Source organism: Halobacterium sp. BOL4-2, from assembly GCF_016917835.2.
GTDB lineage: Archaea > Halobacteriota > Halobacteria > Halobacteriales > Halobacteriaceae > Halobacterium > Halobacterium salinarum.
In genome coordinates this window covers 441,057-463,542 of the sequence record NZ_CP070332.2, presented here as the reverse complement: position 1 = coordinate 463,542, position 22,486 = coordinate 441,057, and the positions used below count along the sequence as shown (strand labels likewise).

22 protein-coding genes and 1 tRNA gene are annotated in these 22,486 nt (G+C 66.6%); 14 read left to right on the top strand and 9 right to left on the bottom strand.

Annotation, left to right across the window (positions count from 1 at the left end):
- Window positions 1-3: 3 nt before the first annotated feature.
- On the bottom strand, window positions 4-1,749 hold the full coding sequence (locus tag JRZ79_RS15630; RefSeq protein WP_231546343.1) for a flippase activity-associated protein Agl23: 1,746 nt from the start codon (window positions 1,747-1,749) through the stop codon (window positions 4-6).
- Between the two features lie 96 nt (window positions 1,750-1,845).
- Here JRZ79_RS15630 and ribH point away from each other — a divergent pair, with 96 nt between their 5' ends.
- Window positions 1,846-2,247 (top strand): 6,7-dimethyl-8-ribityllumazine synthase, encoded by a 402-nt coding sequence (gene ribH / locus JRZ79_RS15625; protein WP_010902429.1) that lies wholly within the window; start codon window positions 1,846-1,848, stop codon window positions 2,245-2,247.
- Window positions 2,244-3,386 carry a pyridoxal phosphate-dependent aminotransferase gene (locus JRZ79_RS15620; protein WP_205252505.1) on the top strand — a complete coding sequence of 381 codons (1,143 nt, stop codon included), beginning with the start codon at window positions 2,244-2,246 and terminating at the stop codon, window positions 3,384-3,386. The genes ribH and JRZ79_RS15620 overlap by 4 nt, the downstream gene beginning before the upstream one ends.
- Before the next feature lie 122 nt (window positions 3,387-3,508).
- Here JRZ79_RS15620 and gdhA1 read toward each other — a convergent pair whose 3' ends face one another.
- Together gdhA1 and JRZ79_RS15610 are read right to left on the bottom strand one after the other, a co-directional pair.
- A complete protein-coding gene (gene gdhA1 / locus JRZ79_RS15615; protein ID WP_012289198.1) occupies window positions 3,509-4,762 on the bottom strand; it encodes an NADP-specific glutamate dehydrogenase GdhA1 in 1,254 nt (417 codons plus the stop codon).
- Window positions 4,763-4,831: 69 nt separating this feature from the next.
- Window positions 4,832-5,668, bottom strand: coding sequence for a CoA ester lyase (locus JRZ79_RS15610; RefSeq protein WP_205251580.1), 837 nt, complete (start codon window positions 5,666-5,668; stop codon window positions 4,832-4,834).
- Window positions 5,669-5,741: 73 nt separating this feature from the next.
- On the opposite strand from JRZ79_RS15610, the gene JRZ79_RS15605 reads away from it, so the two are divergent.
- Both JRZ79_RS15605 and JRZ79_RS15600 read left to right on the top strand, forming a co-directional pair.
- Entirely contained in the window at window positions 5,742-6,215 is a 474-nt protein-coding gene (locus tag JRZ79_RS15605) for a MaoC family dehydratase (RefSeq protein ID WP_010902425.1), read from the top strand.
- Window positions 6,216-6,219: 4 nt separating this feature from the next.
- Window positions 6,220-6,651 (top strand): DoxX family protein, encoded by a 432-nt coding sequence (locus JRZ79_RS15600; RefSeq protein ID WP_205252504.1) that lies wholly within the window; start codon window positions 6,220-6,222, stop codon window positions 6,649-6,651.
- Between the two features lie 18 nt (window positions 6,652-6,669).
- Here the strand turns inward: JRZ79_RS15600 and JRZ79_RS15595 are convergent, their stop codons facing one another.
- Window positions 6,670-8,439: an acyl-CoA carboxylase subunit beta gene (locus JRZ79_RS15595; RefSeq protein WP_205252503.1), complete on the bottom strand. Its 1,770-nt coding sequence runs from the start codon at window positions 8,437-8,439 to the stop codon at window positions 6,670-6,672.
- A gap of 90 nt (window positions 8,440-8,529) precedes the next feature.
- Here JRZ79_RS15595 and JRZ79_RS15590 point away from each other — a divergent pair, with 90 nt between their 5' ends.
- The 5 genes from JRZ79_RS15590 (at window position 8,530) to JRZ79_RS15570 (ending at window position 15,852) form a co-directional block, all read left to right on the top strand.
- Window positions 8,530-9,558: an FAD-dependent oxidoreductase gene (locus tag JRZ79_RS15590; RefSeq protein ID WP_205252502.1), complete on the top strand. Its 1,029-nt coding sequence runs from the start codon at window positions 8,530-8,532 to the stop codon at window positions 9,556-9,558.
- A 183-nt stretch (window positions 9,559-9,741) separates the two neighbouring features.
- Window positions 9,742-10,644, top strand: coding sequence for a S49 family peptidase (locus tag JRZ79_RS15585; protein ID WP_010902421.1), 903 nt, complete (start codon window positions 9,742-9,744; stop codon window positions 10,642-10,644).
- Between the two features lies 1 nt (window position 10,645).
- Entirely contained in the window at window positions 10,646-11,572 is a 927-nt protein-coding gene (locus tag JRZ79_RS15580; RefSeq protein WP_231546342.1) for a hypothetical protein, read from the top strand.
- Window positions 11,573-11,692: 120 nt separating this feature from the next.
- The gene (locus JRZ79_RS15575) at window positions 11,693-13,330 is read left to right on the top strand and encodes an NAD-binding protein (RefSeq protein ID WP_205251575.1); all 1,638 of its coding nucleotides are present in this window, start codon (window positions 11,693-11,695) and stop codon (window positions 13,328-13,330) included.
- Between the two features lie 152 nt (window positions 13,331-13,482).
- A complete protein-coding gene (locus JRZ79_RS15570) occupies window positions 13,483-15,852 on the top strand; it encodes a methyl-accepting chemotaxis protein (protein ID WP_231546341.1) in 2,370 nt (789 codons plus the stop codon).
- Between the two features lie 168 nt (window positions 15,853-16,020).
- Here the strand turns inward: JRZ79_RS15570 and JRZ79_RS15565 are convergent, their stop codons facing one another.
- Entirely contained in the window at window positions 16,021-16,272 is a 252-nt protein-coding gene (locus JRZ79_RS15565) for a hypothetical protein (protein WP_205252501.1), read from the bottom strand.
- 963 nt (window positions 16,273-17,235) lie between these two features.
- Between JRZ79_RS15565 and JRZ79_RS15560 the strand changes: the two genes are divergently transcribed.
- Together JRZ79_RS15560 and JRZ79_RS15555 are read left to right on the top strand one after the other, a co-directional pair.
- On the top strand, window positions 17,236-17,754 hold the full coding sequence (locus JRZ79_RS15560) for a hypothetical protein (RefSeq protein WP_205252500.1): 519 nt from the start codon (window positions 17,236-17,238) through the stop codon (window positions 17,752-17,754).
- Window positions 17,755-17,909: 155 nt separating this feature from the next.
- Entirely contained in the window at window positions 17,910-18,347 is a 438-nt protein-coding gene (locus tag JRZ79_RS15555; RefSeq protein WP_205252499.1) for a hypothetical protein, read from the top strand.
- A 401-nt stretch (window positions 18,348-18,748) separates the two neighbouring features.
- On the opposite strand, the gene JRZ79_RS15550 is transcribed toward JRZ79_RS15555, so the two are convergent.
- Window positions 18,749-18,823, bottom strand: a tRNA-Arg gene (locus JRZ79_RS15550).
- A gap of 116 nt (window positions 18,824-18,939) precedes the next feature.
- Here JRZ79_RS15550 and JRZ79_RS15545 point away from each other — a divergent pair.
- The 3 genes from JRZ79_RS15545 to JRZ79_RS15535 all read left to right on the top strand — a co-directional run bounded on the left by JRZ79_RS15545 (window position 18,940) and on the right by JRZ79_RS15535 (window position 20,990).
- Complete coding sequence (locus JRZ79_RS15545; RefSeq protein ID WP_205252498.1) at window positions 18,940-19,782, top strand: geranylgeranylglycerol-phosphate geranylgeranyltransferase; 843 nt, start codon at window positions 18,940-18,942, stop codon at window positions 19,780-19,782.
- Window positions 19,783-19,896: 114 nt separating this feature from the next.
- On the top strand, window positions 19,897-20,544 hold the full coding sequence (locus JRZ79_RS15540) for a hypothetical protein (RefSeq protein ID WP_010902413.1): 648 nt from the start codon (window positions 19,897-19,899) through the stop codon (window positions 20,542-20,544).
- Window positions 20,545-20,576: 32 nt separating this feature from the next.
- Entirely contained in the window at window positions 20,577-20,990 is a 414-nt protein-coding gene (locus JRZ79_RS15535; RefSeq protein WP_010902412.1) for a CoA-binding protein, read from the top strand.
- 9 nt (window positions 20,991-20,999) lie between these two features.
- On the opposite strand, the gene JRZ79_RS15530 is transcribed toward JRZ79_RS15535, so the two are convergent.
- From JRZ79_RS15530 to JRZ79_RS15520, 3 genes are read right to left on the bottom strand one after another with little or no spacing between them, the layout of a single operon-like run.
- The gene (locus tag JRZ79_RS15530; protein ID WP_205252497.1) at window positions 21,000-21,980 is read right to left on the bottom strand and encodes a PLP-dependent cysteine synthase family protein; all 981 of its coding nucleotides are present in this window, start codon (window positions 21,978-21,980) and stop codon (window positions 21,000-21,002) included.
- Between the two features lie 27 nt (window positions 21,981-22,007).
- Window positions 22,008-22,289 carry a DUF5798 family protein gene (locus tag JRZ79_RS15525; protein ID WP_205252496.1) on the bottom strand — a complete coding sequence of 94 codons (282 nt, stop codon included), beginning with the start codon at window positions 22,287-22,289 and terminating at the stop codon, window positions 22,008-22,010.
- Between the two features lie 8 nt (window positions 22,290-22,297).
- Window positions 22,298-22,435: a hypothetical protein gene (locus JRZ79_RS15520; RefSeq protein WP_205252495.1), complete on the bottom strand. Its 138-nt coding sequence runs from the start codon at window positions 22,433-22,435 to the stop codon at window positions 22,298-22,300.
- Window positions 22,436-22,486: the final 51 nt, after the last annotated feature.

The following is a 22,486-nucleotide window of genomic DNA, read 5'->3' as shown; positions in this document are numbered from 1 at the left end:
TGGTTACTTTCTAGGCGTTGGCGGTTCGTATCCGGGCGCTGTCGTGTCCACGAACACCACGATGATCGGCCCATCGGCGTCGAGTTCGTAGGTGACGCTGTCGTAGCCGCGGTCACCGAGCGTGGGTGCGAGTTCGTCGTAGTGGGTGGCGGGCGCGATCACCACGGGCGCGTCACAGAGCGAGGCGGTGCCGGCGGCCGTGTCACACGACACGACCGCGTCGGGGCGGGGCGTCGACGTGACGGTGGCGTTGGCGCGCTCGAGATACCACGGCAGCGGGAGGCGGTCGAACCACGACGTGCCCGCAACGCGTGCGGGGTCTCCGCGGTCGAACGGCGACGAGACGGCGAACCGGTCGCCGACGTACACGACACCGGCACCGCGCTCGGCCGCCGGGTCACCGCGGGTCGACGGCCCCAGCACCGACGCCGCCGATTCCAGGCCCGGGTGCATGTCGCTGGTCGGTTGGCCGGGCTGCACCAGCGGGTTGTCGCCGGCCTGTGGTGTCACGTGGCTGGTTTCGGCCGCCACCACGCCGACCTGTGCGACGGCGGCCAGCAACACCAGGCCCGCGAGCGCGGCGCTCACCGTGTCCCGGGACGCAACCGCGCTGTGTCCCGTGCGGACGACGGCGGCGATGCCGACGGCCGCCGGGATCGCGAGCGGCACCACCGCGTGGGTCACCGACCACGCGCCCGCCACGGTCGTGATCGCGGGGTACACGACGACCGAGGCGAGCCCCCAGTAGCCCGCGAACAGCACGAGCGGCCGGGGAGTGTCGGCGGCGTACCGCTCCGCGAGGAACCCGAGCACGCCACCGCCCGCGACCACGACGGCGGTCGTGGCCAGCGTGCGCAGGGCGGCCACCAGGTACGCGATGTAGCTGTGGTCGCGGTCGACCCCGTCGACGACCCACGTCTGCCAGAGGGCGTGGGCGGCGTCGGCGGACCCGGCGGCGACGGCGGATGGAAGCCGGGTGGGAGCAGCGCCGAGTCCGCCCGCGACCGGCCGAGGAGTGTAGAACGCGACGAACACGGCACCCGCAACCACCGCGGACGCCGCGAGCGTGCGCCGCCACGCCCAGAGTCCGCGGGCGGCCCGGGTGGTACCGGCCTGCAGTGACTGCGTCCAGGACAGCCCCCGGGGGTTGGCGGTGAGCAGCCGGCGATCCGCGACGAGCGCGCCCGCCCCCGCGAACATGGCGGCGTAGACGAGGGCGTTCTCCTTGGCCGTGAGCGCGAGCGCGAGCCACCCCGCGGCGACCGGGAGCAGCCAGCGGCGTCCGGTGTCGTGGGCGCGGACCGCGAACCCGACCGCGGCGAGGCTGAACGCCGCCACGAGCACGTCGCTGCGCATGAACCGCGAGTAGTACACCAGCGTGGGGGTGAACGCGAGCAGGCCGGCGAGCGCGATGACCTCGGTGTCGTCGAGTCGCCCCCGGAACAGCCACGCGACGCCGGGCAGGAGCCCGCCGACGACCGCCACCGGGGCGCGCGCGACCGCGTCTGACGCCCCGAACAGACCGAACAGCGCGTCGTTGACGTGGAACAGGAACGGCCCGTGAACGATCGGCCGATACGACCACGCGCCGGTCGCGTGGTAGTCGAGGATCCAGTACCCGACGCGCGCCTCGTCGGCGTGGAACGGCCGCGCGCCCAGCCCGGCGAGGCGCGCGGCGAGCGCACCCGCAACCACGGCGGCGACCGCGCCGGCAACCACGACACGGCGGTCGCGTCCCGTCGAGTCCATGTTGTCCGTGGGACGGATCGGCGCGCATACAAGTGTTGCGTGTTGCTGGAGGGCGGGAGCGGTAGGCATTAGTCCACGCCGGAAGATAGGACTGGTATGACACGGCTCGGGCTGGTGGTTGCGGAGTTCAACCGCAGCGTCACCGAACGGATGGAGGCGGCGGCGCGGGAGGCGGCCGCCGACGCCGACGCGGCGATCACGGACACGGTACACGTGCCGGGGGCGTACGATTCGCCGCTGGCGGCCGACCGGCTCGCGCGCCGCGACGACATCGACGCCGTGGCGGTCGTCGGCGCGATCGTTACCGGCGACACGGACCACGATCACGTGATCGCCAGCGCGACCGCCGACACGCTCACCGACGTGAGCCTCGAACGCGACACGCCCGTGACGTTCGGCGTGTCCGGCCCCGGCATGTCCGGCGCGGAAGCCCGAGAGCGTGTGGAGAAAGGCGCGGCGGCGGTCGAAAGCGCGGTCAGTCTGACCCAGGAACTATGAACTTCAGCACCAGAGTCACGAGCGTTGAACCGAGCGCAACCCTCGCGGTGAGCACTCTCGCGAGCGAACTGGAAGCCGACGGCGTCGACGTGGTCGATCTGTCCGTGGGCGAACCCGACTTCGACACGCCGGAGAACATCGTGGACGCCGGGAAGGCGGCGATGGACGCCGGCCACACCGGCTACGCGCCGTCCAACGGCGTGCCCGAGCTCCGGGACGCGATCGCGGAGAAGCTGCAGGGCGACGGCCTCGACTACGAGGCGGGCAACGTCATCGTGACCCCGGGCGCGAAGCAGGCGCTCTACGAGACGTTTCAGGCGGTCGTCGACGAGGGCGACGAGGTCGCGTTGCTGGACCCGGCGTGGGTGTCCTACGAGGCGATGGCGAAGCTCGCGGGCGGCGAGCTGAACCGCGTCGACCTCGCGCCCCACGACTTCCAGTTGGAGCCGGCACTCGACGACCTCGCGGACGCGGTCTCCGACGACACCGAGTTGCTGGTGGTGAACTCCCCGAGCAACCCGACGGGTGCGGTGTACTCGCGGGCGGCCATCGAGGGCGTTCGGGATCTCGCCGTCGACCACGACATCACGGTGATCTCCGACGAGATCTACCAGCGCGTCAACTACGGCCCGGCGCACGTGAGCCTCGCGGGCCTCGATGGAATGTTCGAGCGCACGGTCACCATCAACGGGTTCTCGAAGGCGTACTCGATGACCGGGTGGCGACTCGGCTACCTCGCCGGCCCCGAGGCGCTCGTCGATCAGGCCGGGAAGGTGCAGTCACACTCCGTCTCGTCGGCCGCGAACTTCATCCAGCGCGCCGGCGTCGAAGCCATCCGGCACACCGACGACGCCATCGACGAGATGGTCGCCGCCTTCGAATCGCGGCGGGACCTGCTCGTGGACCTGTTCGCCGAGCACGGCACGGACGTTTCGACGCCCGACGGCGCGTTCTACCTGATGCTCCCGGTCGCCGACGACGACCAGGCGTGGTGCCAGGACGCGCTCAAAGACGCCCACGTCGCAACCGTGCCCGGATCGGCGTTCGGCGCGCCCGGCTACGCGCGACTCTCCTACGCGGCGAGCACCGACCGCCTCGAAGCGGCAGTCGATCGGCTCGCGGCCGAAGGCTACCTGTAGCGGCCGCCGCTGTGCGCCCGGGTGTCGGCGTCGCTCCGGTCGCCGGCCCAGTATGCGACGCCCAGAAGCGCGCCGGACACGGACAGGGACGCCGCGGACGCAGGTGGTAGTTACGGCCGTTCTCAGGGCCAGCTACCGCTGCCCTCGTAGGCGTCGACGACGCGCTGGACGGCGACCACGTAGGCGGCGGTGCGGAGGTTCGGCGTGCCGGCGTCCTCGTGGGCGTCGGTCATCGCGTCGAAGGCGTCCGTGATGATGGCCTCAAGCTCCTCGTTGACGCGGTCCTCGGTCCACTGGAAGCGCTGGCGGTTCTGCACCCACTCGAAGTACGAGACGGTGACGCCGCCCGCGTTCGCGAGGATGTCCGGGACGACGGTGACGCCGCGCTCGGTGAGCACGTCGTCGGCGTCGGGGGTGAGCGGGCCGTTGGCCGCCTCGACGACGACGTCGGCGTCGACGTCGTGGGCGAGGTCCTCGTCGATGGCGTTTTCTAGCGCCGCGGGCACGAGGAGATCGACGTCCATCGTGAGCAGGGCCTCGTTCGAGAGCTCCTCGGTGGCGCCCTCGTAGCCGGAGACGCTGCCGGTCTCCGTTTTGAATGCTTTGACCGCGCGCGTGTCCAGCCCGTCGGGGTTGTGGACCGCGCCCGAGGAGTCCGAGACGGCGACCACGTCGGCGCCCTGGTCGGCGATGAGCTTCGCGGCGACGCTGCCGGCGTTGCCGTAGCCTTGGACGGCGACGGTGGCGTCACTGAGGTCCCGGTCGAGGTAGTCGAACACCTCGCGGGCGGCGAACATCGTGGAGCGCCCGGTGGCGTTCACTCGGCCCTCGCTGCCGCCGTTCTCAAGCGCCTTCCCCGTGATGACACCGGGCGCGGTGGTGTCTTCGAGGGTTTCGTAGGTGTCTTTGATCCAGTTCATCTCGCGCTGGCCCGTGTTCACGTCGGGTGCGGGCACGTCTTTGTCCTCGCCGATGAACGGGCGGAGTTCCGTGGCGAACGCGCGTGTGATGCGTTCGAGCTCGCTGTCGGAGTACTCCTCTGGGTCGAGGATGATCCCGCCCTTCCCGCCGCCGTACGGGATGTCTGCGACGGCGGTCTTGTACACCATCCATCCCGAGAGCGCTTTCACCTCGTCGCGGGTGACGCCCGGGTGGTAGCGAATGCCGCCCTTGTAGGGGCCGCGGTCCCCGTTGAACTGCGAACGGAAGGCTTTGAACGTCTCAATCGTCCCGTCGTCCATCTCCACGGAGAGCGTCGTTTCGAGGACGCGCTCCGGGTGTTTCAGGCGTTCGAGAACGTCCGCGTTGACATCGAGGAACTCGCCGGCGTCGTCGAGCTGTTCCTGCAGGCTCTCGAATGGGTTGGCTTCCGGCATATCTAAGCCACTTTCAAACTCAACGAATAAGCATGACGGATCATCCCCGCTGGAAGCGTCAGCTCCCAATCAGTTGTCCGCGGCCCGCGCCCGTCGCATGATGCGTTCGGCCTGCGCGATGAGCGGCGCGTCGATCATCTCGCCGTCCACGCGGAACACCCCCGCGTCGGAGTCGGCTGCGGCGTCGAGCACGCGGGTCGCCCACGCGGTGTCGGCCTCGGTGGGCGTGTACGCGTCGTTGATCGGGTCGACCTGCGCCGGGTGAATCGCCAGCTTCCCGTCGAACCCCAGGTCGGCCGCGAACCGCGCGTCGGCGGCGACGGCACTGGGGTCCTCGATGGCAGTGTGAACGGTGTCGATGGCGTCCACGTCCGCCGCGCTCGCCGCGAGCACGACGCGCTCGCGGGCGTACAACACCTCCGTCCCCTCGTCCGTCCGGGTGGCCCCGATGTCCGCGGAGAGGTCTTCGGCACCGAACACCAGCGCGTCCGTGGGGCCTGCGGCTGCGATCTCGTGGGCGTTCAGCACGCCCGCCGCCGACTCCACGAGCGCGAGCACCGGCGATGTGGCGTCGTGCTCGGCGAGCAGGCTGTCGACGGTCGCCACGTCGTCGGCGTCGGTCACCTTCGGGACCACCACCGAATCGAAGCCGCCCCCCGAGAGGACCGCGTCCACGTCGTCGCCCGCGCCCGATCCGACGGGGTTGACGCGCACACAGACCTCACAGTCGGGGTCGAAGTCGGCGGCCGTGAGCAGGTCGCTGACCGCGCGCCGCGCGTCGCCTTTGCGGGCTGGCGCGACGGCGTCTTCGAGGTCGAAAACCACCACATCGGCCCCCGTGGTCGGTGCCTTCCGCATCAGGCTGGGCTGGTCGCCCGGCGAGAACAGCACGCTGCGTCGGGTCATGTGCACGACGACGGCGGCCCCCATCTTGTACGTTTCCGGAGCGACTTTGACGGGTGGCGTCCACCTCCCGGGCATGACAGGCCGCTACTACGAGGGCTTCGAGGTCGGGGAGACGATCGAGCACGCCACCCGGCGCACGGTCTCGGAGGCGGACAACCAGGAGTTCTGTGACATGACGATGAACCAGCAGCCGCTGCATCTGGACGCCGCGTTCGCGTCCGAGACGCAGTTCGGCGAGCGCATCGTCAACGGCCTCTACACGATGAGCCTTGCCGTCGGCATCACCATCCCCGAAACGACCGACGGCACCATCGTCGCGAACCTCTCCTACGACGACGTGGAGCACCCGGCGCCGGTGTTCCACGGCGACACCATCCGAGTGCAGTCGACGGTCACGGACAAGCGCGAGACCAGCGACGGCGAGCGCGGCGTCGTCACGATGCGCGTCGAGGTGTTCGCCGTCAACCGCGAGGACGAACCGCTGGTCTGCGAGTTCGAGCGCACCGTCCTCTCGCTGAAGCGTGCACACGACGCGACCGGGGACTGAACCCGTGACTGCACGCGACCGCGTCGACGCGCTCGGCGGCCGTGCGAGCAGCCTCGCCGAGCGCGCACCCGCACCGGCGACGCTCGCCCGCGTGGGACTGGGCCTCATGCTCGTCGCGGCGGGCGCGCACAAACTCATCGACCCCGCGGGCTGGACCGTCTACGTCACGGACTGGCTGGCCCCCCTGCTCGTCGTCTCCCCGACGACGTTCATGCTGGCGAACGGCTACCTCGAACTCGGGTTCGCCGCGCTCCTCCTCGCGGACCGCTGTACGGCGTTCGCGGCGCTCGTCGCGGCCGGCTCGCTCGCCGTGACGACCGCGTACCTCGTTGTCGTCTGGGTCGACACGGGGCTGTTCGGGGACGTGGTCGCCCGTGACGTGGGGCTGACCGGGCTTGCGCTGGCGGTGCTCGTGGGCGCACTTCGAGGCGAGTAGGCGGCCGGACAGTGCCGACTACAGGATGGTGCCGTGTTTCTTCGACGGGCGGTCTTTGTCCACGTCCTCGTAGAAGCTGAACCGGTTCGAGAGTTCAGTCCGGAGTTCGGAGGGCGGCACGATCTCGTCGATGACCGTCTCGGAGGCCATCCGGTGGGCGTCGATGTCCTCGCGGTACGCCTCGCGGAGCTCCTGCTCGCGCTGTTTGCGCTCCTCGGGGTCGTCGATGGCGTCGAGCTTGTTCGCGTAGACGGCGTTGATCGCGGCTTCGGGCCCCATGATCCCGATCTCGCCGGATGGGAGTGCGATGGTGGACTCAGGGTCGTAGGCGGGCCCGGACATCGCGTAGATGCCGGCGCCGTAGGCCTTCCGCACCACGACGGACTGCTTCGGGACGGTGGCCTCGCTGGTGGCGTAGATCATCTTCTTGCCCTTCTCCAGGATGGCGTCTTTCTCGACGGACGACCCCGGCATGAAGCCGGGCGTGTCACAGAGGTACAGCAACGGGATGTTGTAGGCGTCGGACTTCCAGACGAACTCCGCGGCCTTCTCGGCGGCGTCCGGGAAGATGGCGCCGGCGCGCTGGGCGGGCTGGTTCGCGACGATGCCGACCGTGCGGCCGTCGATGCGCGCGTACCCCGTCAGGATCTCGGCACCGTACTCGGGCCGCAACTCGAAAAAGGAGTCCCGATCGACCACGCGGTCGATGAGGTCGTGCATGTCGTAGGCGCGGTTCGGTGCCTCCGGGATCAGGCCGTCGATGCCCTTGGGCGGCTTCGCTGGCGGCTTCGCCGGCTGACTGGGCGGTTTCTCGTCGCTGTTGTCGGGGAGGTACTGCACGAGGTCCGCGACCAGCTCGCGGGCGTGGTCCTCGTCGCGGGCGACCAGGTCGGCGCTGCCGGACTGCTCGGCGTGCACCTGCGGGCCGCCGAGGTCCTGCATCTCGATCTGCTCGCCGGTCACCATCTCCACCATCCGGGGGCTGGCGATGGCCATCGCGGACATCCCCTCGACCATGATCGTGAAGTCCGCGAACACCGGCGTGTACGCTGCCCCGGCGATACAGGGGCCGTACAGCACGCAGATCTGGGGGACGCGGCCGGAGAGCCGGGAGTGATTGAAGTAGTATTTGCCGATGCCTTCGCGGTTCGCGAAGAACCCCGACTGCTGGTCGATGCGCCCTCCCGAGGAGTCCATCAGGTACAGCACGGGTTTGCCGGTCTTGAGCGCGCGCTGCTGCATGCGGAGGAACTTCTCGACGCCGCGCTCGGCCATCGACCCCGCTTTCACGGTGAAGTCGTTGGCCATGAAGTGGAGGTCCCGGCCGTCGAAATCCGCCGCGCCCGTGATGAGCCCGTCGGCCGGGACCCGAGTGCCGTCGTCGGCCTCGTCGACATCGGGGCTGTTGGGATGCCAGCCGTCGAAATGCGCGAACCTGCCGTCCTCGAAGAGGAGATCGTCGTCGCCGTCGTCGTCGTCGCCGAACCAGAGGGCGAGGCGGTCGCGGACGAACAGTTTGTCCTGCTCGGGCAGGCGCTGTTTGTACTTCTCGGGGCCGCCGTCGAGGATGTCCGCGATCTCCTCGCGGAGCACCTCCTCGCGCTCGGTCGGCCCGAGGTCGTCGGCGTCGGCGCTGTCGTCGGCAGGGGGCTCGGGCTCGTGGACTGCTGCCGGCTCGTCGGCGTCGCCCAGATACACCGCAACGTCGTCGCTGACGTGTGCCGCGAGTGCGGCCGCGACCGCGCTGGCCTCCGCGTCCGTCGCACCGACGCCGATTCGTACTTTCATGATCATCGGTGACAGGAGGCTCCCCCATACCGTTTTCTCTTCTGACCATTGGCCGCCTGGGTTTTTGACGGGCGAGCGCCAACACAGCGTATGGATTCGCTGGCAATCGTCGGCGCTGGTCCCGCGGGCGCGGCGGCCGCGTACGGGCTCCGGGAGGCTGACCGCGAGATCACCGTCTTCGAGAAGTCCCGGGGCGTCTGCGGGCGGGCCGCGACCCGGCGCAAGGACGGCTGTCGCTACGACCACGGTGCGAACTACGTGAAACCCGGTGACGGCCCGGTCGCGGAGCTCGTCCACGCGCTCGGTGACGACGGACTCGTGGACGTGACCGCGCCGGTGTGGACGTTCGCTGGGGACGGCGAGCTCTCGCCGGGGCGGGGCGACGACGACCCGAAGTGGACGTGGGAGGCGGGCATCACACAGCTCGCAAAGCGGCTGTTCGCGGCGACCGACGCCACCGTCCAAACGGAGACACGCGTCGAGACGCTCGCACGCACCGACGACGGCGACTGGACCGTAACGATCGACGGCGGAACTCGACACACTGGCTTCGACGACGTGTTGCTGACGCCGCCCGCCCCACAGACAGCCACGCTGCTGTCGAGCACCGACTGGGCGGACGACCGCCGGGACGCGCTCCGGGCGGCGGCCGCGGACGTGTCCTATCGGCCCATCGTCACCGCCGTGCTTCATTACCCCTTCGAGCTGGACCGGGAGTGGTACGGACTGGTGAACACCGACGACGGCCACGACATCGGGTGGCTCTCACGGGAGGCCTGCAAGGCCGGCCACGTTCCGGACGGCGAGGAGATCCTGATCGTGCAGATGGCTCCCGACTGGTCACGGGAGCACTACGACCACCCCGCCAGCAAGCAGGCCGCGGTGGCGGCGCGGGCCGCCGGCGTCTTGCTCGACGACGACCGGCTGGCCGACCCCGACTGGACGGACACCCAGGGGTGGCGGTACGCGCTCCCCAACGACGCCGTTGCGGGCGCGCCTGTGGACGCCGCCCGGGAGGCGGGGCTGCACGTCGCGGGTGACTGGGTGGCCGGCGACGGCCGGGTCCACGCCGCCGTCGAAGCCGGGCTCGCCGCTGCCGACCACATCACACGGGGGTAGCCGCGGTCAGAGTGCCGGCCCGCGTGGCCGGTGGCTGCCGCTCGCTGAGACGGGGGTATATGATTGTGACGGAGCGGCGTCGGGTTTGCAGGTCCTGCGAGCCGGTGGGCGCGTTTAAGACAGTTGGCCGTGTTGGACGGAGTGAACGCCGTCTTGGTTTCGACAGACGGTGCATCGACTACAATGACGAATCCAATCGACAAACACGCAAAAACGCTTGCGACCAGTTGGACGTTCATCATCGTCGTCGCCGCCATCGTTGGCGGCGTCGGCGGGGTTGCGCTCCAGTCGGGGTCCGACAGTGGCCCGGAGAACTCGGTCGCGGTCGTTAACATCGAATCGGCGATCACTGGTGGGACAGGCGACGCGGTAGCCAAGGAACTGCGATCGATCCGTGGAAACGACTCGATCGACGCGGTCGTGCTCCGGGTGTCCAGCCCGGGCGGCGCTGTCTCAGGCAGCGAGGTGCAGTACCGCGCGGTGAAACGGCTCGCACAGGAGAAGCCGGTCGTAACAAGCGTCCGGGGCCCGGCAGCCTCGGGCGGCTACTACACGATCGCGCCGACTGACAAGATCTACGTCACGCCGAGCTCGCTCGTTGGCAGCGTTGGCGTGATCAGTTCCGTGTCGGAGAACAACGGCGTCCCCTCGCGGTGGAAATCCGCGCCGGACAAAGGGACGACCGGCCCGGCTGACAAGGCTCGCGCGCGTGCCGCGACCTTCCGGCAGTCGTTCCTCGACGTGGTGATGAACGAGCGCGGCGACGACCTCACGGTCGACCGTGAGACGATCGGCCGGGCGCAGATCTACGCCGGCAACAAGGCCGTCGAGATCGGGCTCGCCGACGAGATCGGCGGCCTCGACGCGGCGATCGCGGACGCCGCCGACCGCGCGAGCGTGCAGAACTACGGCGTCGTGTACCGGAGCCCGGGCGGTCTCGGCGGGCTCCTCAGCATCATCGGCGGCAACTCCGATACGGGGGCGGCGAACGCCGTCTCGGCGTCGGAGTTCTGTACCAACGAATACCTTGCATACGCTCCACAGGCGGGGCCTGACCTGGAGGTGATCCAAAATGCGTCCTGCTGATATGACATCTCGGATCGGCGCGTTCGTGCTCGTCGCGGTCATCGTTGCGGCGGCCATCGTGGGGCCGGGCATGATCGCTGGCGGTAGCGGATCGTTCTCCGCGGGAGAGCTGTCGGTGCCGGGCCACGACTCGCCGAATATCGCCACGCAGCCCGTCGAGGAGGGGCAGATCGAGATGTCGGCGACAACCAGCGGGAAGGTCGTCGTCATCGACAAGGCCCACGGGAACGGCGTCGGCGAGTTCCAGCTGCGGCCACTGATCAACACGCTCACCGAGAACGGCCACGAGGTTCGGTTCTATCAGCCGGACCGCGGGCCGGGCGGCGAGCAACTGAACGAGACGCTTCGGGGCGCCGACGCGTTCGTTTCGCTGGCCCCCGATAACCGGTTCAAGCCGGCTGAGGCCGACGGCGTGTCGGCGTTCGTGGACGCCGGTGGTCGCGTGCTTGCGGCGGGCGAGCCGGAGTCCGGCGGTGGCGGCGGACTGCTCGGGATCGGCGGGTTCGGTCGGTCCGGCCGGTCGGCGGCCGAGTTCACGCCGGTGTTGTCGCAGTACGGGCTGACGGTCGGCTCCGGGTACCTGTACGACACCACGGACAACGTGAACAACCACGCGAACATCGACGCCGCTCCGACCGGGAGTAGTGACCTCACCGCGGGTGTCGACAGCGTCGTCGTGCATCAGGCGGCACCGGTCACCGGCAACAACGTGTTGTTGCAGACCGACTCGGAGACGGAGCTGACGACCACCCGGGACGCCGACGCGTACGGCGTGCTGGCGCGGACCGGCAACATCGTGGCGCTCGGTGATTCGTCGGTGCTGGATCCGGACTGGACGTACGTCGCCGACAACGAAGTGCTGGTGGGCAACCTCGCGGACTACCTGGTGACGGGTGACCGCGGGCGGATGCCGGCGCCGAGCGAGTAAGCCTACGAGTCGGTGCGGTTCGCTGTGCGGTGTTCTTTGTGGCGGGGAGCCGACACCGGAGGCGCCGTCTGTGACTGCGTTCTCGGTGGCGTTTAATGGGGTGGGTGTGACGACACGTGCATGAACAAGTGGCAACGGCGCACCGCCGCCTACTCGCTCGGCCTGCTGGGGTTGATGGCGGCGTTCGCTGTGGGCTACTACTACGGGATGCGGCTGTTCGAGGGCGACCCGAAGACGTTCGTGCATTCGTTCCGGGTGGTGGTGGAGACGTTCACGACGACGGGGTATGGATCCGATGCGCCGTGGGCGACCCCGGAGATGAACGTGTTCGTGGCGGTCATGGACCTCACCGGGGTCGCGTTGATCTTCATGGCGCTGCCGGCGTTCGTGTTCCCGCTCATGGAGGACGCGTTCGCGACGACGGTGCCACAGACGGTGGTCGACGACTACAGCGATCACGTGGTCGTGTGCACGTACACGTCTCGGGCGGGCGCGCTCGTGGCCGATCTCGAATCCCGGGACGTGGCGTACGTGATCGTCGAACCCGACCGCGAGCAGGCGATCGAGCTCTACGAGGACGGGGTCGACGTTGTGCACGCCGATCCGGAGTCGGTGTCGGGGCTGCGTGGCGCTGGCCTGGCGTCGGCGCGCGCACTCGTGGCCGACGTGTCCGACCGCGTCGACGCCAGCATCGTGCTCGCTGCCCGGGAGGCCAACGAGGACGTACCGATCGTGAGCGTCGTGGAGGATCCCGACCGCATTCCCTACCATCGCCTCGCGGGGGCTGACGACGTGCTGTCCCCGCGGCCGCTGCTGGGGCGGAGTCTCGCGTCCAAGGTGACGATGTCGGTGTCGATGGACGCGGCGGACGCCGTCGAGATCCGGGACGGCTTCGAGATGGCGGAGTTCCCGGTGCATCCGGGCAGTGAGCTACAGGGGACGACGCTCGCGCGGAGCGGGATCCGCGAGCGAACGGGTGTGAACGTCGTGGGTGCGTGGTTCAACGGCGAGTTCGAAACCCCGCCGGACCCCGAGACGCGGCTCACTGACGGCACCGTGCTGTTGGTGACCGGGCGGAAAGACCAACTGGAGGCGCTCATGGAGATCACGCAGTCGGAGTTTCGGCGCTTCGAGCGCGGGGAGACGCTCGTAATCGGGTACGGCCACGTCGGCAAGTCGATCGCCGACGAGTTGGATACCGCCGGGGTGCCACACACCGTCGTGGATGCCAGCGCGGACGTTGATGGCGTCGATGTGGTGGGGAACGCGGTGGAGCCGGAGACGCTGCGTGCGGCGGGCATCGAGGACGCGCGGTCGGTGATTCTGGCGTTGCCCGACGACACGCTCACCGAGTTCGCGACGCTGGTGATCCGCGATCTGAGCCCGGCAACGGAGGTGATCGCGCGGGTCGAGGAGTCCGGCAGCATTCAGAAGATGTACCGTGCGGGCGCGGACTACGTGCTGTCGTTGGCGGCTGTCACGGGCCGCATGATCGCGTCGACGGTCATCGACGGCGAGGACGTGCTGGCGCTTGACCGCCAGATCGAGGTGGTCCGGACCGCAGCACCCGGGCTCGTGGGGACGCGCATCGGTGACGCGTTGGTGCGAACCCGAACCGGCTGCACGGTCGTGGCGATCAACCGGGACGGTGCGCTCATCACTGAGGTCGGCCCGAACAGTCGCGTCCGGGACGGGGACAAGCTGGTGGTGGCTGGCACCACCGAGGGCATCCGAGCGTTCACCGACGCGTTCGTGTGACCCCGGTACGGCGGTCGACAAGCCGGTGATCGTGCGCGACAGCGTGGCGACCCCAGGCGCGCCGTCGGTGATGCGTTTATCAGTCCGCCGCCCATGAGTGGGTGTATCATGGGCACAGACAGAGTGGGCACCAACAGCGAGGGGTGTCGCGCGTGACGCTCGAAGACACGCTCCCGGACTGGGTGCGGCGGAGCTACGTCCGGAAGTTCAGCGTGCTTGCGGCCGTCTTGATCGTTAGCATCGTCGTCACCGGTGTCGTCACGCAGACCGCGGTCTCCAATCAACTCACCGACCAACAACAGGCAACGCTGCTGACGAACGCCGACCAGGAGGCGGGGTCACTAGAGCAGTGGGTGCAATCCCAGCGCTCGACGGTCCGCACGCTCTCGAAACACCGCGGCCTGACCGCCGACAGCAACGCCGCGGTTCGCCAAACGCTCGCCACGGAGCGGGAGTTCCTCCCGCCGGAGGTCGCACACCTCCACTACGTCGGCCGGCAGAACGGCAGCATACGCGCCAGCACCGACCGGCAACTCGAGGGCGCGGGCATCGCCGCCACGAACATCGTCTGGCCACAGGAGCAGGCGTTCTCGGAGGTCTCGTTTGAGACGCCCGACGCGGTCGTTCAGACCTGGATGTACACCGACGACGGCACGCCGTCGGTCGCCTACGCGTCCCCGGTCCCCGAGGAAGACGCGTTGCTCATCGCGGTGGTTCGGACCAGCGAGCGCGCACAGCGGTTCACGAGCGCGATCAACGGCACCAAAACCACGGCGGTCGGCGACACCACCGGGGACGTGTTGTTCGACCGCAACGAGTCGGCGTTCCTCACGCAGTACCAGAGCATCGGCGGCAGTGGGGTCATCGAAACCATCGAATCCCAGGACCGTGGCACGGTCGTCACCGAGGACACGATCATCGCGTTCGCGGCCGTCCAGGACGACGCCACCAACTGGGTTGTCGTCAAGGAGACACCCAAATCGGACGCGCTGGCCATCGCGAACAACGTGCAAACGAACATCTGGGTGCTGTTGGGGCTGACCCTCATCGGTCTCGTCGGCTTCGTCGAGGTGGTCCGGGCGGGCTTGATCGGCTCGCTCCGCGAGATCACCACCCAGACGGCCGCGATCGCCGATGGGAACCTCGACCAGGAGATCCAGGACAACGGCCGCATCGACGAGATCGGGCGGGTTCGGTCGGGGTTCCGCGACATCAAATCGTACCTTCAAACCGTCGAAGGGCAGGCCATCGCGCTCTCCCAACAGGACTTCGACAACGACGTGCTCGACGACGAGGTGCCCGGAACCCTCGGGGAGTCGCTCACGGCGATGCAGACGGACCTGGAGACGTTCATCGAAGACCTCACCGATGCCCGCGAGGAGGCCGAGCGCTCGCAGCGAGACGCCGAGCAGTCCCGCGAGGAGGCCCAGGCGCTTGCCGATTCGCTGGAGCGCCAGGCCGAACGCTTCAGCACGCAGATGCAGCAGGCGGCCGACGGCGACCTCACACAGCGCCTCGATACGGACGTCGACCGCGAGTCGCTGGCGCAGATCGCCACGGCGTTCAACGACATGCTCGTGCAGCTGGAAGCCCTCGTCGACCGGATCCAAGCCACGGCCAACGCCGTCGACGACAGAACCCACGCGATGTCCGCATCAACCGACGAGATCGAACAGTCCAGTATGTCGGTGGCGAAAAGCATCGAGCAGATCTCCGCCGGCGCGGAGAACCAAAACGAGAAGCTGACCGCTGCCGCCGGCGAAATGACGGACCTCTCGGCGACCGTCGAGGAGATCGCGTCCTCCTCGAACAACGTCGCCCAGCAGGCCGAGGACGCGGCGGCGATGGGCCAGGACGGACAGGCAGCCGCGACGGACGCCATCGCGGAGATGGACGCCATCGAATCCAAGGCCACGCAGACCGTCGAAGAGATGCAGTCCCTCCAGGAGGAGGTCGGTCGGATCAGCGACATCGTCACGATGATCGACGACATCGCGTCCCAGACGGACATGCTCGCGATCAACGCGTCCATCGAGGCCGAGAACGCGAGCACCAGCGGGGACGGGTTCGCAGTGGTCGCCGACGAGGTCAAATCCCTCGCCGAGGACACTGCGACCGCAACCGACGAAGTCGAATCCCTGATCGCGGAGGTCGAGGCATCGACGAGCGCGCTCGCCGAGGACATGTACGAGATGCGCGACCGCGTCGGCGACGGACAGGACACCATCACGGACACCGCCGCGCTGCTGGAGGACATCGTCGATCGCGTCGAAGACGCCAACGCGGGCATTCAGTCGATCAACGACGCGACCGAAGACCAAGCGGCGTCCGTCCAGGAAGCCACACGCATGGTCGAGGAGGTCGCCAGCGTGAGCGATCAGACGGCCGGCGAAGCCAGCAACGTCTCGGCCGCCGCCGAAGAGCAGACCAGCGCCATCCAAGAGATCTCCCAGAGCGCGCAGTCACTGCAAACCCAGGCTACGGAGCTCCTGGATCGAGCCGAACAGTTCGACACCTCGTAAGCGGCGGCGGGCGTGCGCCCCGTCCCTATGGGGGGTCACGCTCTCCGCCGCGGTTGGATCGCGACCACGGCGTCTCCGAGGCGGGTCTGCCGTTCCGTCCCGACCGGTGCGATGCGGGATCGACCCGACACAGGGCGACCCCGAGAGGTCACTGCACAGGGAGGGGTCTCACGCCCAGTGGAGGAGATAGGTCAGATAGACGCTAGCGCCAGTAATGAGTATCCCGACGGCAGCGAAGGCAACGGCAGCCAAGCCGGTTGTATAGAACGCCATCTGTACAGCCTGGAGGCCGACGAGAACTGTGAAGACGGACAGTATCGTCCAAAAAACAGTCGAAATGAGGGACAGCCCCGCGTCTGCCACCCCCTGTCTGACGGCGCGCCGAACGCCGGCTTCGGTGAGATCATCGGAAGTTCCCATGTGAGGGGCCAGACTCGCGATCCACTAAAACTCCCCTGGTGAAGTGCTGGGGTAATCACACCTTCACCCAGTGGTGGACCGGACGAGTCGCCGTCCGAGGGGCACGGAGACGCCGAGTTGTCGCACGAGCAGTGCACTTGGCTCGTCGAGCGCCCATGGGACACTCTAAACGAGTCTGGGAGTCAATACATCTTGAGTTCCGGTCGTACGACTACTGGATCACCCCATACGCGGAACAAAGAATCCGGATTGGGGACTGCTGCTACCCATCCCGCTGCCGTCTCCCGATTCTGTTCTCGGTCTGTTGCAACGGTTCATTGCCCCTTTACCGCCCGATACGAGCAGGCCGACGCCGGTCACCGGAGAAGCTCGTCGGCGCGGGGGTTCTGACTATCCCTCTCCTTCTTGCTGCCCTGAAATACTACGTTGATGAAAACTACTTCTCAAAAACGAATGCATCGAAGCTCAGAATCGCTCTACTCATGATGTTCGGCTATTTCACTCTTCTCTCCGTAATTTGGTTGGCCGCAAACTCTCTCATGCCCTACGTCCTGCCGAAAACCCGAGCAACTCTGTACATGCTTTAGGCCTTTGTTGCGCTAGCCGGCGTAGCCATTGCGATGGTTCTACGACGAGAGTTACCCGGATCTTGGGGAAAGCGACTGAATTCCGTAGTTTTGGGCTTGTGGATTCTCGCGCTCAGTCTGTTCATTTACGCTCTCTATGCGAGCCCAATCACGTGACTAGCCGGGCGAACGTGTGGCTAAGGCCACCAATTCAAAACACGCCGCATCCCTCAACACAGCGCATCAGAAACCCGCCTCACCGGATAAATCCCTTACCAGTCCCAATTAAACAGGCAGGAAGTAGGTTTGCCCACCGGGCTGCAGGCTCGCTCAATCCCAGAGATATTGTCATTTACTCTTCATTAGACTTATGCCAGTCTATAGTTTAACATTATCTATGTCTTCGACTGACCAACAGCAACAACTTGATGAAGTCCTTGAATATTTCTACGACGAATTCATCGACCCGCAACCCCACACATTCTACATCACCGCCGGACACGCAATTCAGCAGATTGAAGATGTACTGAACGTCGACAGGCGAGAAGCACAGGACGTGTGGCAACTCTTCAAAGACCGGTACGTGATGGAACAGCCGGCAAAAAATAGCGACCTTCTCTCGCATGAGGGTGTTGAGCGAGTAGATGAGATACGCGACGACGTTCCCGTTGATGAGGATGTTCAAGGAGAACTTGTAGACTATCTTTACGAGTATTATCTCGAAAGTCCGAGTCGGGCGGCGGTGGAACGTGACCAACTTCTCGCTGATTTTGATGCATCGGAAACGAATATCGACCTTAATCTATACGTTCTGAAAACGGCAGACTGGGTGGATACGAATACGCAGATGGGTATTGGAGATGCTGGTTACAAAAGTGTGGAGCTGACCGAGATTGGCCGCAAACGCCTCTCTTGAGTTCACATTGCTCCATCTCACCCAATAAAATTTGAATTATTCTACCAAGCTGTGACAGAGTTGAAATTTGAGTGGGTTGGAAGTCCCTGTAGAGAGGTCGTATCGCCACACCCGAGGAGGAACTGATACTTTGCAGGAGCTAGGAAGTTGTTTGCATGGCTCCTCTGGAATTCGTTCGAGACCAGATATTGAAAGATCAGAAGTTAAGCTATTTCCTGACACCGGCAACCTACGGATATTTTCTGTATTTTGATCCGAAAGAAGTCTTTCTGTATTTGACTATCGGTTCGCTAATACCTTCGATGGTGATGTACGTGGAAGCCGAGATTCGTGAAGACTTGGAGGAATTCTATTTTGAGGTTACCCCGTGGCTGTGGATCGAAACCGGTCTTCTTGTCATCTGGACCCTATTGACGCTGAATATCACCTACGTCTATGCTTTCAAGATCAACTGGAATCTTGATCTGTGGATAGCGGCACTTGGATTCGCAAATTTCCTTCTTGTAACACGGTTTGCGATTGACCGAATCTACTCATACAAATATTCGAAACACTATCTACTCGCTAAGCGGATTAAGGAAGCCAATTTTTAGAGAATAGCAGAGACCCTCACCTTCGCCTGCTGAGTGTCTCGACGCGATGGGCTGTATGTAAAGGGGGGGTTGGTTGCACTTTCATCTTTACACCCCCACGCGGTCTGCCAGTTTCACGGTACCCGTGAAACCAGATTCCCGTCTCCCCAAGACTCTTCGGAGAGATACGCTCCTGATTCGGCTGTCTGCGGGCGTAACAGACGACTCAGAGACTCATGCCGACCACCTCCGCGAGCCAGAGTTGGCGCGCGTCAGTCGGATACGGCGAGACGCCGCAGCCCGGTGCGTGTTGGTATCCGATTCAGACGTTCCCTTGTGGCACCCCTGGTTCCCGTATACACAGGTAGTAGAGAATCATAGCTCGCGCTCCTGAGTTGGACGCGCTTCAGGAAGGAATCGAGTGGGCGCTGCAGGATTTGAACCCGCGGCATCTTGGTCCGAAGCCAAGTGCTCTGTCCAAGCTGAGCTAAGCGCCCTGCATCCCACGGTATTCGGGGGGGACGTTTAAGCCCAGTGATTCGGGGACGGATGCGGTGTGGCTGGGGCAGTGGTTTCGCTCGGTTTTTGTGGGCTCCACTCGCGGATACGACGCATGGGGACGGGCGTGGAGACCGGGCGCGGGCTGGTTGAGTTGGCGCGGCCAGTGAACACGCTGGCGGCGGGGGCGTTGACGTTCATCGGGGCGTTCGTTGCGGGCGGTGCCGTCGGGCGGCCGGCGGCGACCGGCGCTGCGGTGGGGGCGACCTGGCTGGCGACGGCGGGCGGGAACGCGATCAACGATTACTTCGACCGCGAGGTCGACCGGATCAACGATCCCGACCGCGCGATCCCCCGGGGTGCGGTGTCGCCGCGGGGGGCGCTGGCGTACAGCGTCGTGTTGTTCGTGGGGGCGGCCGCGTTGGCGGCGACGCTGCCGGTGCTTGCGGTCTGCATCGCGGCACTGAACCTGGCCGGGTTGCTGACGTACACGCAGTGTTTGAAGGGACGGCCGGGTGCGGGAAACGCGCTGGTGGCGTACCTCGGCGGCAGCACGTTCGTGTTCGGGGCGGCGGCGGTCGGCAGTCCGCTTGCGGGCGGTGTGTTGGCGGCGTTGGCGGCGCTGTCGACGTTCGCCCGCGAGGTCATCAAGGACGTCGAGGACCTGGCTGGTGATCGGGCGGCGGGCTTGCGGACGCTGCCGGTGGTGGTGGGGCACCAGCGCGCGCTGGCGGTCAGTGCGGTGTTCGTCGTGGGCGCAGCGGCGGCGAGTCCGGTGCCGTATCTCGTGGGCGTGTTCGGGTGGTGGTATCTGGTGGCCGTGTGTCCGGGCGTGGTCGTGATGGTGGTGGCGGCAGCCCGGAGTTACACGGACCCAGCCGCCGGTCAGCGGCTGTTGAAGCGCGGACAGTTGCTCGCCGCGGCGGCGTTCGTCGTCGGGCGTCTTGTCACGCCATAACAGCCTAATCAAAAGGAATATAACCGCCACAGGACACAGTAGACGCAGGCAAGAACGGGGGAGCTGGGTGGCCTGTGGGGCCGCCCCTGACTACCGTTGGGAGGTGATGATACTATGTACGAGTTAGGCGCCGCGTTCTCCGGCGTCGACGTGTCGGAGGGGACAAACCTCCTTGTGGAGGGACCAGCGATGAGTGGGAAGCGCGATCTCGGGTTCCGGGTGCTTGCGGCCGGAACCGACGCCGGCGAGAGCGCGCTTGTCGTCTCGACCAAGGATAGTGCCAACCGCGTGATCGATGCCTTCGATGGCGTCGGCGACGCCGAGACTGCGACGCTCGGCGTCGTCGATTGTGTGACAAAACAACAAGGGATGGGGGGTGAGCGGCGCGACGCGGAGTTGGTGCGGTACGCGTCCTCGCCGAACGATCTGACCGGGATCGGGATCGAGCTGTCGGAGCTGTTACAGCGCCTCTACGAGCAACGCGACAGCACCCGCAATCGGATCCTGCTGCATTCGTTGTCGACGTTGTTGATGTACTCCGACCTGCAGACCGTGTTCCGGTTCCTGCACGTGTTCACCGGGCGCGTGCAGTCCGCGGACGCCCTGGGGCTGTTCACCGTTGACGGGGCGGCTCACGACGCCAAGACCGTGAGCACGCTCAAGCAGTTGTTCGACGGTGTGATCACCATCCAGGAGCACGACGGCGGGTTTCGGGCGCGGGTACTGGGTGTCGGTGACGACACGTCGTGGCGGGAGCTATAGGTTTATCGGCGCGGTAGCCGTACGCCGGTGGAATGGCAGGCAACACCGACAGCGAGCGCAGGGCAGTCCTGGACGCCGAAACGATCGCGGTCGTCGGGTGTTCGGCGACGCCCGGGAAACCCGCCCACGAGGTGCCCGCGTATCTCGACGCGCACGGCTACACGGTGGTGCCGGTCAACCCGTACGCCGAGCGCGTGCTCGGGCATGCGGCGGCCGACTCGCTCGCCGAGATCGACCAGCGGGTCGATGTCGTGGACGTGTTCCGGCCCCGCGAGGAGGTGCCGGGGATCGTCGACGCTGCGATCGCGCGCGACGACGTCGGCGCCGTCTGGCTGCAGGTCGGCATCCAGCACGCCGACGCCGAGGAGCGCGCCGCGGCGGCCGGCCTTCGGGTGGTGTCGAACAGCTGTATCAAAGTCGACCACCAGCGCCTGGTGGCACCGTAGGGGGCGGCGTCAGCCCTCCCACTCCTCGTAGTCGCCGTAGAGCCCCTTCGAGAGGTAGCGCTCGCTTGAGTCCGGGAACACAGTGACCACACAGTCGTGTGGGAGGTCGATGTGTCCGGCGGCGGCGCGCTCGGCGACATCGATGGCGGCGAGACTGTTCGCGGCGGCGCTGGACGCGACCAGTTGGGCTTCCTCGGCGGCGAGGCGCTGCATTTCGGCGTGCGTGTCCTCGTCGGGGATCTGGGTGACGTCGTCGACGAACTCGGGGTCGAACAGCTCGCTGGTCGACGGGTCGTGGGTGCCGATGCCCTCGGTCTTGTACTCGCCTTCGGAGACGTCGGCCCCGGCGGCCGAGGCGTACATCGACCCTTCCGGTTCGACGGCCGTGACGTGCAGCGCCGAGATCTGGTCGCGGAGGAACCGGCTGGTGCCCATCAGGGTGCCGGCCGTGCCACAGCCGGCGACGAACGCGCCGACAGCACCGTCGAGCGCGTGGTAGATCTCGGGGCCGGTGGTCTCGTAGTGGGCTTCGGCGTTCAGGGGGTTGGAGAACTGCTGGGGGACGATGGCGTCCTCGCGCTCGGCGGCGAGGTCGTGGGCGCGCTGGATCGCGCCACCCATGCCGTCGTCGGTGGACGTGTTGACCACGTCCGCGCCGAGCGCGCGCATCAGCTGTTGTTTTTCGAGACTGAACCGCTCCGGCACGACGAAGACGGCGTCGATGCCGAGTTGGCTGGCGGCCACCGCGAACCCGACACCGGTGTTGCCGGCGGTCGGCTCGATGATGGTGCCGCCCTCGGGGAGCTCGCCGGAGGCGAGCATCTGTTCGATCATGTACGTGCCGATGCGGTCTTTGATGCTGGCCCCGGGGTTGAACGATTCCAGTTTCGCGTACACGGGGACGTCGTCGGGCGCGGCCTGCACGCGCACGAGCGGCGTTTCACCGACGGTGTCCAGCACCGAGTCAAGGGGTCTGTCGTGGGTCGTCATCTGTACGGGGGTTTCTGGCTGTGGCGTTTAGTCGTTGGCATCCGGGTCCGGGTTGCCGGCGTCGTCCTGGGGCGAGTCCGTGGCTGGGGCGACCGCCTCGACGTCGATGTCGTGTTCGGCGGCGATGGCGTCGATGATCGCGCGCTGCTCGGTGAGTTCCGTTTCGAGGGCTGCAACCCGGTCGTTGGTCTCCTCGACCGTGCCGGTGAGGTCGCTGACTTGCTGGCGGAGTTGTTCGAAGCGCTCGTAGAGGTTGTCCGCGAGGTCGGTGACTTTTTGGAGTTTCTTCGCGGTTGAACCGAATCCCATACAGCCGATTAACAGCCCCTGTGGGTTGATCGTTTCCCCTCCGACGGCCACGCTCGGGAGGGGGCAGCGAGGGAGTCCGTGTACGCCTCGACGGCCGCGTCCCAGCCCTCGCGGAGGGTCTCGTAGTGGTTCGGTAGCGCGGACATACTCGGGGACACGACGGACTTCGGTAACATGCTAACGCGAGACACGGTAGC